Here is a 13,655-nt window from a genome sequence, read left to right as displayed (position 1 = left end):
AAGGTATGGATTTTGAAACTAATTAATTGTTACTCATATTCACTTATGTTAATAACCAACCTGGTTTAGAACCGCCTGTGGGCGGGGTATTAAAAGCTAACTTAAATAAAATGCTAAAGCGGCTAATAAGTGCTCAGCTTCATGGCCTTCGGCATTAATCCAAATACTTTGGCTGTAATGCTCATAGTTTAAATTAAAGGTCTGCTGATTATAGGTAAAGCGGACTTGATGGCGATCGGCGCCTGCAGAATACTCATTGAGTGTTACATCGTCCGAGTGTAAAAAGAGTGTGCTCCACAGTTCAAAGTCCTCATCGTGTGGAGGCTCGACTGGCGTAATTAAAATGTATTTATGGGCGTGGTCATATTCTATTTGGGTCATAACATTCTTAATTTGTAGCTAGGTAATTGCGAATTGCAGTTAAAAATTCGCCGCCGTATTTATTTAACTTAGTAAAACCCACACCCGACACTTTTAAAAATTCGCTGTCGTTTGTTGGCATAAGCTGCGCCATTTCTGCTAGCGTTTTATCATTAAATACCACATAAGGTGGTACATCATCGGCATCAGCAAGTTCTTTACGTAGTGCGCGCAGGCGAGCAAACAGTTTTTTGTCGTAATTAAATTGCGCTAACTTATCTTGATAAACGTGTTTGGCTTGCAGGCGTGGCTCGGCTAATTGCAGTGCGTACTCACCTTTTAAAATTGCACGCGCGGCTTCGGTTAACCTAAGTGACGCACCTTGCGTTATATCTTGGCTAAGTAAGCCTTGATGAATAAGCTGGCGTAAAATACTAAGCCAAAATTCACTGCTTTTATCTTTACCTATGCCGTAAGTGCTTAGCTCATGATGATTGTTATCGCGTATGCGGCTAGTATTTGCACCACGTAGTAATTCAACAATGTACCCAAGACCAAAGCGCTGGTCAGCTCTATACACACAAGAAAGCGCTTGTTGGGCAACCAATGTACCATCAAAGCTTTTTGGCGGATTTAAGCAAATATCGCAGTTGCCGCAGGGTTCGCGTTGATATTCACTAAAGTAGTTAAGCAAAATTTGGCGGCGACACGTTTGTGCTTCGGCAAAGCTTGCCATTGCGTTAAAGCGTTGTTCTTCTACACGGCGGCGTTGCTCGTCGTCTATGTCTTCAAAAAAGCGTCTTACACGGCCAATATCAGCTGGGTCAAAATACATTATGGCTTCTGCGGCAAGTCCATCTCGCCCAGCACGCCCCGTTTCTTGATAGTACGACTCGATACTTTTTGGAATATCGTAATGCAGTACAAAACGTACATTGGGTTTATTAATCCCCATACCAAAAGCAACGGTTGCGACCACTATTTGTATATCGTCACGGGCAAAACCAGTTTGTACAAATTGTCGTTGCTCGTTACTCATACCTGCATGGTAAGCGGCAGCGTTTAGCCCTGCATCTGCAATTTTTTCAGCAATATCGTCTACGCGTTTACGGCTGGTGCAATAAATAATACCGCTTTGGCTTTTTTGCTCTTTTAAGTAGCGAAGCAGTTGCACCATAGGTTTAAATTTTTCTTCTATGGTGTAGCGAATATTGGGGCGATCAAAGCTGCCAGTATGAATATAAGGCTGTTGTAGTTTTAGTTGCTCAACTATATCAAAACGGGTGGCTTTATCGGCAGTTGCAGTGAGCGCCATCATGGGTACATGTGCAAAACGTTGCTTTAATTCGTTTAAGCGAAAGTAATGAGGCCTAAAATCGTGACCCCAATGCGACACACAATGCGCTTCGTCAATGGCAAATAAGCTTACATTTAAATGCGATAAACGCTCTAAAAATTCGCGTTGTAATACTTTTTCAGGTGCCACATATAAAAGCTTAATTTGCCCCTGATGAAGCTGTTGATACACCAATTGCTGCTCTTCTCGCGCTAAGCTGTTATTTACGTAAGCGGCTTTAACCCCAAGTGCTTGAAGTTGACTTACCTGATCTTGCATTAGCGATATGAGCGGAGATATAACAATAGTGACGCCTTCAAGCACTAAAGCGGGTATTTGATAGCAAACCGATTTTCCGCCGCCAGTAGGGAGCAATACAAGCGAGTCTTGGCCGTTAATAGCAGCATCAATAACTGTTTTTTGGCCGTCGCGAAATTCACTGTAGCCAAACACTTGTTTGAGGACAGTTTCGGGTTTACGCACAAGGGTGCTAGAAGGTGGTGTTGATGTATTCATTGGCGGGTATTTTAGTGGTTTTTTAGTGAGATGTCTTTAGCTGAGTTACTTATACCAATCCGCAATACTACTTAATCAATTTGAGGGATCAAATCTGACGCTCGCTGCGTTAAAAATTTCTGATATAGAACAACTAAATAACGAGTTTTTTGCCTTGTTATAGACACTATTTTCTTACCTCCAGATAGATCACTTAATTAAGCTAATTGGTATTAACCTCAACTCTATTGTAAGTAAATTAAACTCTGGTAGTGTTGAAACCGCTTATTAAGATAGATCTGCTTCCTTAAAGTTAGGTTGCTAAGTAAATGATTTAACTAGAACCTCGTAGTTTTGCTTAAGTTATGCTTTACTCATCGTACCAGTTTAAGCATGGAGAATAATAATGAATAAAGAAATGTTAATTGAACAAGTGGGTGCATTATTTGTAAATGGCATGCCGTTTAACCAGTTTTTACAAATATCGGTTGAGTCGTTGAGCCCTGAACAGGCCAAAATTACGTTTCCGTGGAAGGATGTACTCATTGGTAACCCTGCGCAAAAAATACTGCACGGTGGTGTTATTTCAGCCGTACTTGATAATGTAGGCGGTATGCTCGCGGCAGCAAGCGTGATTGATAAGCTCACCGATTTAGATATAGGAAGTGTGCAAACAAAATTAGCCACGCTTGGGACTATCGACTTGCGCACTGATTATTTGCGCCCTGGTAAAGGAGAGAGCTTTACAGCGAGTGCCACACTTATTCGCTCAGGTAATAAAGTGTGTGTTTGTCGAATGGAATTACATAATGAACAGTCTGTTCAAATTGCTTTTGGGACAGGCACGTATTTAGTTGGATAAAACGTGTATGGGAAGTAAACTAGCGGCCTTTTAAATCACTAAGTGTTTATTATGTCGATTGATACTGAGCAGCGTAAAGGTGCTATTTTTGCTTGTCTTGCTTTTTTTATGTGGGGCCTTGCGCCAATATATTTTAAGTTGATTCAGCATGTTTCTGCCTTTGAAATTTTAATGCATCGGGTTGTTTGGTCGGTTGTATTTTTAGTACTAGTAGTAAGTGTTTTAAAGTATTGGGATAAAGTTAAACGCATTATTGTTCAGCCTAAGCTTTTGCTTATGCTTGTTATTACCTCAACATTACTAGGGTTTAACTGGGGTTTATTTATATGGGCTATAAATAATAACCATATGCTTGATGCGAGTTTGGGCTATTACATAAACCCTCTTTTAAATGTATTACTGGGTATGCTCTTTTTAGGTGAACGCCTGCGTAAGTTTCAAGGTGTAGCAGTGGCACTGGCCTTTACCGGTGTTGTGCTGCAGCTAATTAGTTTTGGCTCGTTTCCGGTAGTGGCATTTTCATTAGCTATATCATTTGCACTTTATGGGTTGTTACGTAAAAAACTACCCGTTGAAGCCTTGCCTGGCATTTTACTCGAAGCACTTATATTACTGCCTGTTGCACTCATTTATTGGTGGTTAATGGTGCCTACAACAACATCAAGCCTGCCAGCTAACGATTGGCATACTAATGCATTACTGATTAGTGCAGGTATTGTAACTACATTACCATTGCTGTGTTTTACCGGCGCCGCTAAGCGTTTGCAATACACTACATTAGGCTTTTTTCAGTATATTGGGCCAAGCCTAATGTTTATATTGGCAGTGGTGTTTTACGGTGAAGTGTTTGACGCTGAGAGATTAGTAACGTTTGCATGTATTTGGAGTGCGCTAGCTATTTTTAGTTGGGATTCTTACAATCAATCACGCAAACGTAAAAAAGCGGCTATTACAGCCGCTGAAGTATAATTAACCTAATAGAGCTGTTAGCTAACTACTTTATTACGACCAGATTCTTTAGCGTCGTAAAGCTTTAAATCGGCCTGTTTTAATAATTCATCAATTTGATAAACAGGTCCATCTGCAAAACCAATAGATATAGTAAATTTGATTTTTTCTTTACTAAACTCTTGGCTATTCGCCTCTATAAAGTACCTAAAACCTTCAAGTCTTTTTAGCGCTTCTTGTTTATCCGCATTTGCAAAGTAAACGGCAAACTCTTCGCCACCTAAGCGGGCCACTAAATACTTTTTAAAATATTTGCTAAAGCAAATGGAGAGCCCTTTTAATACTTCGTCGCCTACATCATGCCCGTGAGTGTCATTAATTATTTTAAAATGGTCAATATCAAGCATGGCTAGCGCTCCTGAACCTTGCTTATTTTTAATCTTTTTGAGTGATTTGTTTGTTTCTTCAAAAAAGTAACGACGATTAGGTAGATTAGTTAGGTAATCGGTGTTGGCTTGGCGTTTAATTGTGGCTATTTGTTCTAGCATATCGACGTTTTGGCTAAGCCTGCAGTAAAACTCTTCACTATTAAAAGGTTTATGTAAATAATCGTTTGCGCCATTTTTTAAAAATAAACTAGAAAGCCCTACAGAGTCAGAGCCCGAAATACCAATAATGGCTTTTTCGTCATTGCTATATAAGCGGCGAATTTCGCTACATAACTCATCACCATTCATGTTTGGCATTTCGTTATCAGTAATGATGACTGAAATGTCGGGTGAACTTTCGAGCATTTTTAATGCTTCTTGTCCGTCTTGTGCTTCAATAATTTGATATTTGTGACGAACTAACAAGCTGCAAATGTATCGTCGAGTCGATTTAGAATCATCAACAACGAGTACTTTTACATTTTCATTGCGAGGTAAGCGGTGTAATTGTTTTTCTAGGTATTGGTAAGCTTGTTTGTTTTCTTTAATGATGTAATCGATGATTGGGTATTTTTCGACGGTGTCGCGGGTTTTTTTATCAATATTACCCGTCATTACAATAGTTGGGATATCAGCATTAACAGTGCAGGGTACTGCTTCACCTGATGGGGCATCAGGTAATATAAAGTCAACTACAGCGCAAAAGTAGCTATTTTTACTTATAAGCTCTTTTGTTTGTGCTAATGACTCTGCTATATCAACTTCATAGCCTGCTTTAAGCGCGATGTGCTTTTGCACTCGCGCCATTGCAGGTGTATCTTCAACTATTAGTATTTTTCGCGTCACGGAACAACCCTGTTTATATTTTGCAAAAATATTTGCTTATACAAGTTGTAACTGTTAAAACGCAAAAAAGCAAATAACTTAAGTACTTACAGATTATCCGCTTCTGAATAATACTCTTGGCTAATCGGTGCCGGTCCTGACATTTTTGAGCGGCCAAATAAAGTATGAAACTTAGTTTTACAGGTCGTTAGCTTTAAGTATTTTACCCAAGCACGTTCGATTGGGTTAGTAGGTTCTTGTGAGCCAGTGACTACTGCTACAAACTGTTCTTGATGTTCGTTTTGCGGCTCAATTGTTTTACTGTATAAGCCTCTTAAAACAACACCGTGTTGTTCTAATATACTGGCTTCTAATAAGGTGAAGTTTCCGCTGCGGCTAAAACCACGTGGAAAATTCTGATCATCATAAAATTGACGTTGGCTAACAAATGCTTGGCGTAGTAATGAAATGTTATTGCTCATAGCTTTATCCTCATACCCTATTAATTAGCTGGAGTATGATGCAAGTTTGGCAATTTATTAAACAAATTATTTTTATCGTGAGGATAAAAAATTGGATATCGATTTATTAAAAACATTCGTTGAGGTAGTGCGTACGCGTCACTTTGGTAAAGCGGCCGAAAACCTTTATATTACGCAGTCTGCAGTGAGCTTTAGAATTCGCCAATTAGAGCAAGGGCTTGGTGTTAATTTGTTTATTCGCCAGCGTAATAATATTCAACTTACAGCACCTGGCGAGCGCTTATTACCGCACGCACAAATGATTATTACGGGCATGCAGCGGGCCAAAGTCGATGTTGCACTTGCCGACAATATGCATAAGCAAATTAGCTTAGCAGGAACGCCTAATATTTGGGATGCTTTTTTACAGTTTGGTATAACAAATATTGTATCGGCGATGCCGGGCGTGTCGTTAGTTGCAGAAGTTAAAGCACAACAAGAGAGCACTCGACTTTTATTAGAGCGTACTCTCGATTTGGCAATATTATTTGATCCACCAAAAGTAGATGAACTCGTAGTAGAGCGTATTTGTGAGTTGCCAATCATTCCAGTAAGCGGATACGACACCGCAACGAACGAAAACTTTTTTGATAATCAATATGTGTATGTGGATTGGGGAACTACTTTTTCTCTTTGGCATGCGCGTCAGTTTACAGGAAAAACGCCACCTTACTTTAGAACCAGCACGGGACGTATTGCACTTGATTTAATACTGCAATGTGGTGGTAGTGCATTTATACCTCAAGTATTGGTTGAAGGGCATTTAGAAAAAGGTGAGTTGTTTCATGTTAAAGGGGTAGAAAACACCTCAAGAGACGTATTTATTGCGTATCACAGAGACAACGAGCAAAAAGAGCTAATAGAAACCTTAGTTAATTTACTTTCGCAAATGACGCCAAGCTTGTCATTAAAGCAAGGTAAGTAAGTACGACCATCTACTAGGCTTTCATGTTATTTTGATTTCATATTTAATGCATTTTTATTAACAAAAAAAGACAGTAATATTTCTATTGTAATATTACTGTCATTTAGGAATGACAAAATGCAGCAGTTTTGAAAATTAGTCTTTTGTGATTATCCAAGGAAATAACATGAAATTTGTAAAATCGAGCTTATGCTTAGCACTATTAAGTGGTTTATCTTTTAATGCACTTGCCGACGTAGACATTTACGGTAAAGCGAATGTAACAGTGCAATCATCTGATGATGGCGAAGGGTCTTTTACCGAGATAAAAAGTAATGCATCTCGTCTTGGTATTAAAGGTTCTGAAAAAATAAATGATAGTTTAGAAGCGGTATATAAGTTTGAGTTTCAAGTTGATGTGTCTGATGCTGATTCAAAAGGCGATAACGACGACAATATTTCTGCGCGTAACCAATACGTTGGTTTAAAAGGTGCGTTTGGTCAGGTTGTAATTGGTCGTAACGATACTGCGCTTAAGCAATCTCAAGGTAAGTTAGATTTATTTAACGACCTTGAAGGCGATATTAAAAATGTATTTAAAGGTGAAAACCGCTTAGGAAACACAGTTAGCTACTCATCAAACTCATACGAAGGCTTTAAAGTACTTGCTACTTTTGTAGCTGAAGACGATGTAGACGCTGATAACGGTTATTCAATGGCGGTGACATACGGTGACGTGGCTCTTAAAAAGAGCGCGGTATACGCCTCTATTGCAGCCGATAGTGAAGTAAATGGCTACGACGTAGTGCGTGCATCAATCCAAGGTAAAATCGAAAACTTTAAATTGGGTGCAATGTACCAAACACAAGAAGCAGTAGATGGCAGCGCAGAAGCGGATGGTTACTTGCTAAATGCTGCTTACAGCATGGGTAGCAACACATTTAAAGTGCAATACCAAGATATGGACTTTGACGACAGCGACGATAAGTCAGCAATTTCAGTTGGTCTTGATCACAAATTAAATAAAAACATTAAAGTATTTGGTTTTTACTCAAGCTTTGACATGGACAACAATGTTGACCAAGATTACGTAGGCTTAGGTATGGAATACAAGTTTTAACGACTAGTCTAATTAGTTAGAACACTCCCTTTTTAACCGCGCTCCTTTGAGCGCGGTTTTTTTTGCTTTAAATTATTTACCCGCCCATAATAGACCCTCATTTGGAATGAGGTGCAAATCCTCAACTATTCCCGTAACTGTAATTAGTACAACGCTTTAAGTCAGATACAAATGAGCAATACCAATCAGCATAAATATTTGAACAATTTAACGAATTAAATTTATCGCTTAATAGGTTCTATATCTAAATAGATTGGTATAATTTTTTAACGAGCGGGTTTACTCATTTTTATTAATGCACTAGTTATTGTTAGCTGTATTGTTAGTGAGTACACGCCTACCAAGGACTCACTGTTGCACACTAAATCAGCGCTAAACACGCCTTTACTAAACGTTAAAAACGTATCATGGGGTATTGGCAATAAAACGATTCTCAAAAAAATAAACCTTAAAATAACCACAGGTAAATTTGTTGGTTTAATTGGACCTAATGGCGCAGGTAAATCGAGCTTATTGCGTTGTTTATATCGTTTTAATAAACCAAGTGATGGCGTTGTAGAGTTTAACAACACCGACATTTGGCAGCTAAAAAGTGATGAGTACGCAAAAAAAGTCGCGGTTGTTTTACAAGAAACCCCTTCGCAATTTAACTTAAGCGTATTTGATGTTATTGCACTTGGGCTAACGCCTCATAAATCGCTATTTAGCTCAATAACCAATATTGATAAACAAAAAATCATCCAAGCTATCAACACCGTAGGGTTAGTGGATCATATTGATCAAAGTTTTGAATCGCTCTCAGGCGGTGAAAAACAAAGAGCGCTTATTGCTCGTGCTATTGTGCAGCAACCTCAACTATTAATTATGGACGAACCAACCAGCCATTTAGATGTTAAATACCAAATACAGGTTATGGAGCTTGCTAAATCGTTGGGTGTAACGGTATTTGCATCGTTTCACGATTTAAACTTAGCCTCTGCAATGTGCGATGAACTAGTGGTTATTAAAAACGGTGAAATTACACATACAGGCACGCCAAGTGAGGTATTAACCGAAAACATGCTAGGCGACGTTTTTGGTGTTTGCGCCCAAGTAAATAACCACCCGCAAATATCGAAGTCGGGAAATAGCATCCCTCATATCACTTACTTTTATGGCTACAAATAATATGAGCGCAGTTAATACTCGCCAATCATTTGCGCTATTTATAAGTGTTGTAGCTGCTTTATTTAGCTTATTTGCAGCACTTAGTTTTGGCGCAGCAGAGACCTCACTTCAAGATGTATTTAATAGCTTTTTACTCTCAAATGATGCGTCTTTTAATTCGCGTATTATTTTTGAACTAAGAATGCCACGCACATTACTCGCCTTTTTAGCAGGCTCTGGCTTAGCAATTGCGGGGCTTATTTTACAAACGGTAACGCGCAACCCTTTAGCCGATCCTTACTTATTTGGTATATCGTCGGGTGCCTCATTTGGCGTGGTGTTACTTATGGCGCTAGCAGGCATTAGCGCAGGCTTTATGCTATCGGCAGCAGCACTGCTGGGCAGCTTACTCGCTATGAGTTTATTAATACTTATTGCAGGTAGGCAGCAAAGTGCACAGGTAGAATCAATGTTATTAGCTGGTGTTGCTCTGTCATTTTTATTTAGTGCATTTACCAGTTTGTTGCTTTATTGGAGCGACCCTCAGGCGGTAGCCGCTATTTTATTTTGGACACTGGGCAGCTTTGCTCGTGCGCAGTGGGCTACGCTTTGGTTACCTTTATTGGTAATCACATTGTGTACGTTTGTAATGCTGAGCTTTAGAAGGCAACTCAATGCTATGTTACTTGGCGATGAAAGCGCAATTACATTAGGTGTTAGGGTCCAGCGCTTTAGAATACTTATGCTGGTTTTGAGCTCATTAATTACCGCTGTGCTGGTGGCTATGTGTGGTGGTATTGGGTTTGTAGGATTAATGGTGCCGCACATTGTGCGCTTTTTTATATCCCAAGGCACCATCGCTGGCTTACTGGTAACCAGCTTAGTGGGCGGTACATTTATGGTGTGGGTTGATGTACTTTCGCGCTCCTTGCTAAAAAACCAAGAATTGCCCGTAGGCGTTATTACTGCTGCTATTGGTAGTGTGTTCTTTTTAAGTTTATTGTTTTTTAGAAAGCGAAGGGTGTAATTCCATGAAAACCTTAATGGTGCAAGGCACTACTTCCGACGCAGGTAAAAGCACTTTAGTTGCAGCCCTTTGCAGGGTATTTGCTAAGCGAGGGGTAAAGGTTGCGCCTTTTAAACCACAAAATATGGCACTTAATAGCGCAGTAACAAAAGATGGCGGCGAAATTGGTCGTGCGCAAGCTTTGCAAGCAATAGCAGCTAAAGTAGAGCCCGAAATAGATTTTAACCCTATATTACTTAAGCCTAATAGCGACACGGGCGCACAAGTGATTATTCACGGAAAAGCCATTAGTAATATGGAAGCTGGCAAATATCACGACTATAAAAAAGTCGCGATGGATGCAGTAATTACCTCACATAACCGCTTAGCTAAACGCTTTGAATTACTCCTTGTTGAAGGAGCGGGGAGCCCTGCTGAAATAAACCTGCGTGAAAACGATATTGCCAATATGGGTTACGCCGAAGAGGTAGATTGCCCTGTTATTATAATTGCCGATATTGATAAAGGTGGTGTGTTTGCACATTTGGTAGGTACGCTTGCGTTGTTAAGCGAGTCAGAACAAGCGCGCGTAAAAGGCTTTGTTATAAACCGCTTTAGAGGCGATATAGGTTTGCTGCAAGGCGGGCTAGATTGGCTTGAAGAATACACAAACAAACCCGTACTTGGTGTATTACCTTATTTGCACGACCTAGCGCTTGACGCTGAGGACGCCGTTGCAATTGATAATAACGTAACCAATGCCACAATTAATATTGCAGTGCTGCTCGTGCCACACATTAGTAATCATACCGATTTTGATGCACTGCGTTTGCACCCAAACATTAATATAAATTATGTGCGCCACACGCAAACGATCCCAGAAGTTGATCTGATCATTCTACCAGGCAGTAAAAACGTGCTGGGGGATTTAACCTTTTTGAAAAATGAAGGCTGGGATTTACAAATTAAGCGCCACTTACGCTATGGTGGCAAAGTACTTGGAATTTGTGGCGGCATGCAAATGCTGGGCAATACGCTCAACGATCCCGATGGTATTGAATCGTCATTAAAGCAAGTAAATGGGCTTGCTCTGTGCGATTTTGAAACCACGCTGACAACACAAAAAGTATTAACCAAAATAACCGCTACACTACTTTTAAATAACCAATCAACACCCTGTAGTGGTTACGAAATACATGCAGGTATTAGCCAAGGTGCAGCGCTTAATAAGCCGTTTTTAACCTTTGACGAAAACCACCCAAATGGCTTTAAAACTGATGGCTTTATTAGTGATGATAATGCTATTGCAGGCACCTATTTACATGGTTTATTTGATGAAGCCGATGCTACATCGCAAATTTTAAAGTGGGTAAAACCAAGCGCTACCATTAATCCTATTAGTATTACCGATCACCGCGAGCAGCAGTTAGAGCGCTTAGCAACCATGTGCGAAACGCATTTAAATATACAGCAAATTATCTCGATTTATGAAGGGCACAATAATGACTGAACAAAATAACGATAAGCACCAACAACGCCAACAAAAAGTAAAAGAGCAAGTGGATGCACGTGTTGCTGCCGCACAAGATGTTAAAGGTATTTTTCAGGTAATTACCGGCAATGGTAAAGGTAAATCAACCTCGGGTTTTGGCGTTGTAGCACGCTGCGTAGGTCATGGTAAAAAAGCAGCCGTTTGCCAGTATATCAAAGGTACTTGGGAATGTGGCGAGCGTAATTTATTACAAGGTGCAGGTGTTGAGTTTGTTGTAATGAACACCGGTTTTACCTGGGATACGCAAAATAAAGAAGCTGATACCGCAGCCGCCCAAGCAACATGGCAAGAGTCAAAACGCATGCTTGCTGATAGCAGTATTGATTTAGTATTACTCGATGAACTTACTTACATGGTGACTTACGGTTACGTTGATTTAGATGAAGTAGTAACAGCGCTTAATAACCGCCCGCCAATGCAGTCGGTTATTATTACAGGGCGTGCAGCGCACCGCACTTTAACCGAACTTGCCGACACAGTAAGCGAAGTGCGTAATGTAAAACATGCATTCGATTCAGGCATAAAAGCGCTTGAAGGGTTTGATTACTAATGTTTAAAGCGTTTTTTATTGGGCTGCTGCTTTTTAGTTTATCGGGCAGTGCACTTGCAGAGCAGACTAATGATTCTAAAAAACTGCGAATAATCGCGCTTGCACCACATATAGTTGAAAACCTATTTGCCATAGGGGCGGGCGATAATATTGTGGGCACGGTTGATTATGCCGACTATCCTGCTGAGGCCCAAAGTATTGAGCGCATAGGGGGTTATTACGGCATCTCGCTTGAAAAAGTATTGGCGCTTAAACCCGACTTAGTAATTGCGTGGAAAAGCGGAAATCAAAGCGAAGATTTAGCCCAAATAGAGCGCCTGGGCATAAAAGTATATTTAAGTAACCCGACCACAATCGCTGGTGTAGCCGACGAGTTACTTACTTTTGGTGAATTTACAGGGAATATTGAGCAAAGCCAGCAAGCGGCAAATGCATTTACACAAAAACTAAACGCGATTGTTAAAAGCCAGCAAGATAAAAAAAATATTACCGGATTTTATCAGTTATGGGCTGAGCCTATGATGACAGTAAGTAAAAATACGTGGATAAGCCAACTGATTGAAACATGCCATGTAAGTAATGTATTTGCCGATAGCGTTACAGATTATCCGCAAATTAGTATCGAAAATGTCATTGTTACTAAGCCACAAGTTATTATTATCCCTGATGAAAAATCAAAAACACCACAGCCGGTTGTTAATTGGCAAAAGTGGCCAGAAGTGCCAGCAGTTAAAAATGATCAATTTATTAGCGTAAATGCCGATTTATTACATCGGTTTACCCCGCGTATGCTAGATGGACTGGCGGATATGTGTGATAAAATAGACGCATCACGTAAACAGATTAAGAGTACACAATGAGCGATTGGGCTACATTTTTAGAAAGTGAATTACAGCAACCTTATATGCAACAAACGTTAGAGTATGTGGCTAATCGCCGCAATGAAGGCGTTGCTGTTTATCCGCCTGAACCTCAAGTGTTTAGCGCTTTTGATGCTACAGCACTTAATAACATTCGCGTTGTAATTTTAGGGCAAGACCCTTACCACGGTGAAGGGCAAGCGCATGGTTTATGTTTTTCGGTATTGCCTGAAGTTAAAAAACTGCCACCGTCGCTTAAAAATATATATAAAGAGTTAGCTGTCGATATCAGCGGGTTTATTATTCCTGAGCATGGTTACCTGCAAAGCTGGGCAGATCAGGGCGTGTTTTTACTCAATACAGTATTGACCGTTGAGCAAGGGCAAGCGCATTCTCATAAGCATTTAGGGTGGGAGCAATTTACCGATAATGTAATAGCGCATATTAATAAACACTGCGAAGGTGTGGTATTTATTTTATGGGGTGCACATGCACAAAAAAAAGGTAAAGGCATAGATAGCGCTCGCCATCATGTTTTAAAAGGGCCGCACCCATCACCGCTTTCGGCGCATAGAGGCTTTTTTGGCTGTCAGCATTTTTCAAAAACGAATGAGCTATTACAAGCCCAAGGTGAAAAACCGATTAACTGGCAGGTGTAAATAACCTGAGCTCTGAATAATAAATTTATCTCATGCAGCTATTTTCAGCGCATTAAAAAAGGCTTCCATATATCGGAAGCCTT

At 40.1% G+C, this 13,655-nt stretch carries 14 protein-coding genes and 1 riboswitch; of the genes, 10 read left to right on the top strand and 4 right to left on the bottom strand.

Annotated elements, in window-relative coordinates; genetic code table 11:
- Positions 1–96: 96 nt before the first annotated feature.
- Positions 97–381 carry a DUF3630 family protein gene (locus tag I6F66_RS15815; RefSeq protein ID WP_007583724.1) on the bottom strand — a complete coding sequence of 95 codons (285 nt, stop codon included), beginning with the start codon at positions 379–381 and terminating at the stop codon, positions 97–99.
- A 7-nt stretch (positions 382–388) separates the two neighbouring features.
- Positions 389–2,212, bottom strand: coding sequence for a DNA helicase RecQ (gene recQ / locus I6F66_RS15810; protein WP_010553279.1), 1,824 nt, complete (start codon positions 2,210–2,212; stop codon positions 389–391).
- Between the two features lie 385 nt (positions 2,213–2,597).
- Between recQ and I6F66_RS15805 the strand changes: the two genes are divergently transcribed.
- Together I6F66_RS15805 and rarD are read left to right on the top strand one after the other, a co-directional pair.
- On the top strand, positions 2,598–3,053 hold the full coding sequence (locus I6F66_RS15805) for a thioesterase family protein (RefSeq protein WP_197119790.1): 456 nt from the start codon (positions 2,598–2,600) through the stop codon (positions 3,051–3,053).
- 51 nt (positions 3,054–3,104) lie between these two features.
- On the top strand, positions 3,105–4,022 hold the full coding sequence (gene rarD, locus I6F66_RS15800; RefSeq protein WP_165740539.1) for an EamA family transporter RarD: 918 nt from the start codon (positions 3,105–3,107) through the stop codon (positions 4,020–4,022).
- Positions 4,023–4,039: 17 nt separating this feature from the next.
- On the opposite strand, the gene I6F66_RS15795 is transcribed toward rarD, so the two are convergent.
- Both I6F66_RS15795 and I6F66_RS15790 read right to left on the bottom strand, forming a co-directional pair.
- A complete protein-coding gene (locus I6F66_RS15795) occupies positions 4,040–5,275 on the bottom strand; it encodes a response regulator (protein ID WP_024592846.1) in 1,236 nt (411 codons plus the stop codon).
- 86 nt (positions 5,276–5,361) lie between these two features.
- Positions 5,362–5,736 (bottom strand): DUF413 domain-containing protein, encoded by a 375-nt coding sequence (locus I6F66_RS15790; RefSeq protein WP_007583734.1) that lies wholly within the window; start codon positions 5,734–5,736, stop codon positions 5,362–5,364.
- Between the two features lie 91 nt (positions 5,737–5,827).
- Between I6F66_RS15790 and I6F66_RS15785 the strand changes: the two genes are divergently transcribed.
- From I6F66_RS15785 to ung, 8 genes are all read left to right on the top strand, one after another.
- Positions 5,828–6,700, top strand: a complete 873-nt coding sequence (locus I6F66_RS15785; RefSeq protein WP_010553277.1) for a LysR family transcriptional regulator — start codon at positions 5,828–5,830, stop codon at positions 6,698–6,700.
- Positions 6,701–6,866: 166 nt separating this feature from the next.
- Complete coding sequence (locus tag I6F66_RS15780; RefSeq protein WP_197175914.1) at positions 6,867–7,799, top strand: porin; 933 nt, start codon at positions 6,867–6,869, stop codon at positions 7,797–7,799.
- A 67-nt stretch (positions 7,800–7,866) separates the two neighbouring features.
- Positions 7,867–7,991, top strand: a riboswitch (cobalamin riboswitch).
- A gap of 162 nt (positions 7,992–8,153) precedes the next feature.
- Positions 8,154–8,966 (top strand): ABC transporter ATP-binding protein, encoded by an 813-nt coding sequence (locus I6F66_RS15775; protein WP_165741358.1) that lies wholly within the window; start codon positions 8,154–8,156, stop codon positions 8,964–8,966.
- Between the two features lies 1 nt (position 8,967).
- Complete coding sequence (locus I6F66_RS15770) at positions 8,968–9,972, top strand: iron ABC transporter permease (protein WP_165727209.1); 1,005 nt, start codon at positions 8,968–8,970, stop codon at positions 9,970–9,972.
- Between the two features lie 4 nt (positions 9,973–9,976).
- Entirely contained in the window at positions 9,977–11,461 is a 1,485-nt protein-coding gene (locus I6F66_RS15765; protein WP_165741360.1) for a cobyric acid synthase, read from the top strand.
- Positions 11,454–12,053 carry a cob(I)yrinic acid a,c-diamide adenosyltransferase gene (gene cobO, locus I6F66_RS15760; RefSeq protein WP_165741361.1) on the top strand — a complete coding sequence of 200 codons (600 nt, stop codon included), beginning with the start codon at positions 11,454–11,456 and terminating at the stop codon, positions 12,051–12,053. Before I6F66_RS15765 ends, cobO begins: the two co-directional genes overlap by 8 nt.
- Positions 12,053–12,913, top strand: a complete 861-nt coding sequence (locus tag I6F66_RS15755) for a cobalamin-binding protein (RefSeq protein ID WP_165741362.1) — start codon at positions 12,053–12,055, stop codon at positions 12,911–12,913. The genes cobO and I6F66_RS15755 overlap by 1 nt, the downstream gene beginning before the upstream one ends.
- Positions 12,910–13,572 carry a uracil-DNA glycosylase gene (ung, locus tag I6F66_RS15750; protein WP_165727213.1) on the top strand — a complete coding sequence of 221 codons (663 nt, stop codon included), beginning with the start codon at positions 12,910–12,912 and terminating at the stop codon, positions 13,570–13,572. The genes I6F66_RS15755 and ung overlap by 4 nt, the downstream gene beginning before the upstream one ends.
- The last annotated feature ends 83 nt before the right edge of the window (positions 13,573–13,655 follow it).

This window comes from Pseudoalteromonas sp. NZS100_1, from assembly GCF_015864285.1.
GTDB lineage: Bacteria > Pseudomonadota > Gammaproteobacteria > Enterobacterales > Alteromonadaceae > Pseudoalteromonas > Pseudoalteromonas arctica.
The sequence above is the reverse complement of the archived record's forward strand: the minus strand, read 5'-3'. Positions and strand labels throughout refer to the sequence as shown.

Excerpts from the sequence above, each read along its gene's own strand:
- I6F66_RS15815 (WP_007583724.1), bottom strand. The coding sequence starts at position 381 with ATGACCCAAATAGAATATGACCACGCCCATAAATACATTTTAATTACG.
- recQ (WP_010553279.1), bottom strand. The coding sequence starts at position 2,212 with ATGAATACATCAACACCACCTTCTAGCACCCTTGTGCGTAAACCCGAA.
- I6F66_RS15805 (WP_197119790.1), top strand. The coding sequence starts at position 2,598 with ATGAATAAAGAAATGTTAATTGAACAAGTGGGTGCATTATTTGTAAAT.
- rarD (WP_165740539.1), top strand. The coding sequence starts at position 3,105 with ATGTCGATTGATACTGAGCAGCGTAAAGGTGCTATTTTTGCTTGTCTT.
- I6F66_RS15790 (WP_007583734.1), bottom strand. The coding sequence starts at position 5,736 with ATGAGCAATAACATTTCATTACTACGCCAAGCATTTGTTAGCCAACGT.
- I6F66_RS15780 (WP_197175914.1), top strand. The coding sequence starts at position 6,867 with ATGAAATTTGTAAAATCGAGCTTATGCTTAGCACTATTAAGTGGTTTA.
- I6F66_RS15770 (WP_165727209.1), top strand. The coding sequence starts at position 8,968 with ATGAGCGCAGTTAATACTCGCCAATCATTTGCGCTATTTATAAGTGTT.
- I6F66_RS15765 (WP_165741360.1), top strand. The coding sequence starts at position 9,977 with ATGAAAACCTTAATGGTGCAAGGCACTACTTCCGACGCAGGTAAAAGC.
- cobO (WP_165741361.1), top strand. The coding sequence starts at position 11,454 with ATGACTGAACAAAATAACGATAAGCACCAACAACGCCAACAAAAAGTA.
- I6F66_RS15755 (WP_165741362.1), top strand. The coding sequence starts at position 12,053 with ATGTTTAAAGCGTTTTTTATTGGGCTGCTGCTTTTTAGTTTATCGGGC.
- ung (WP_165727213.1), top strand. The coding sequence starts at position 12,910 with ATGAGCGATTGGGCTACATTTTTAGAAAGTGAATTACAGCAACCTTAT.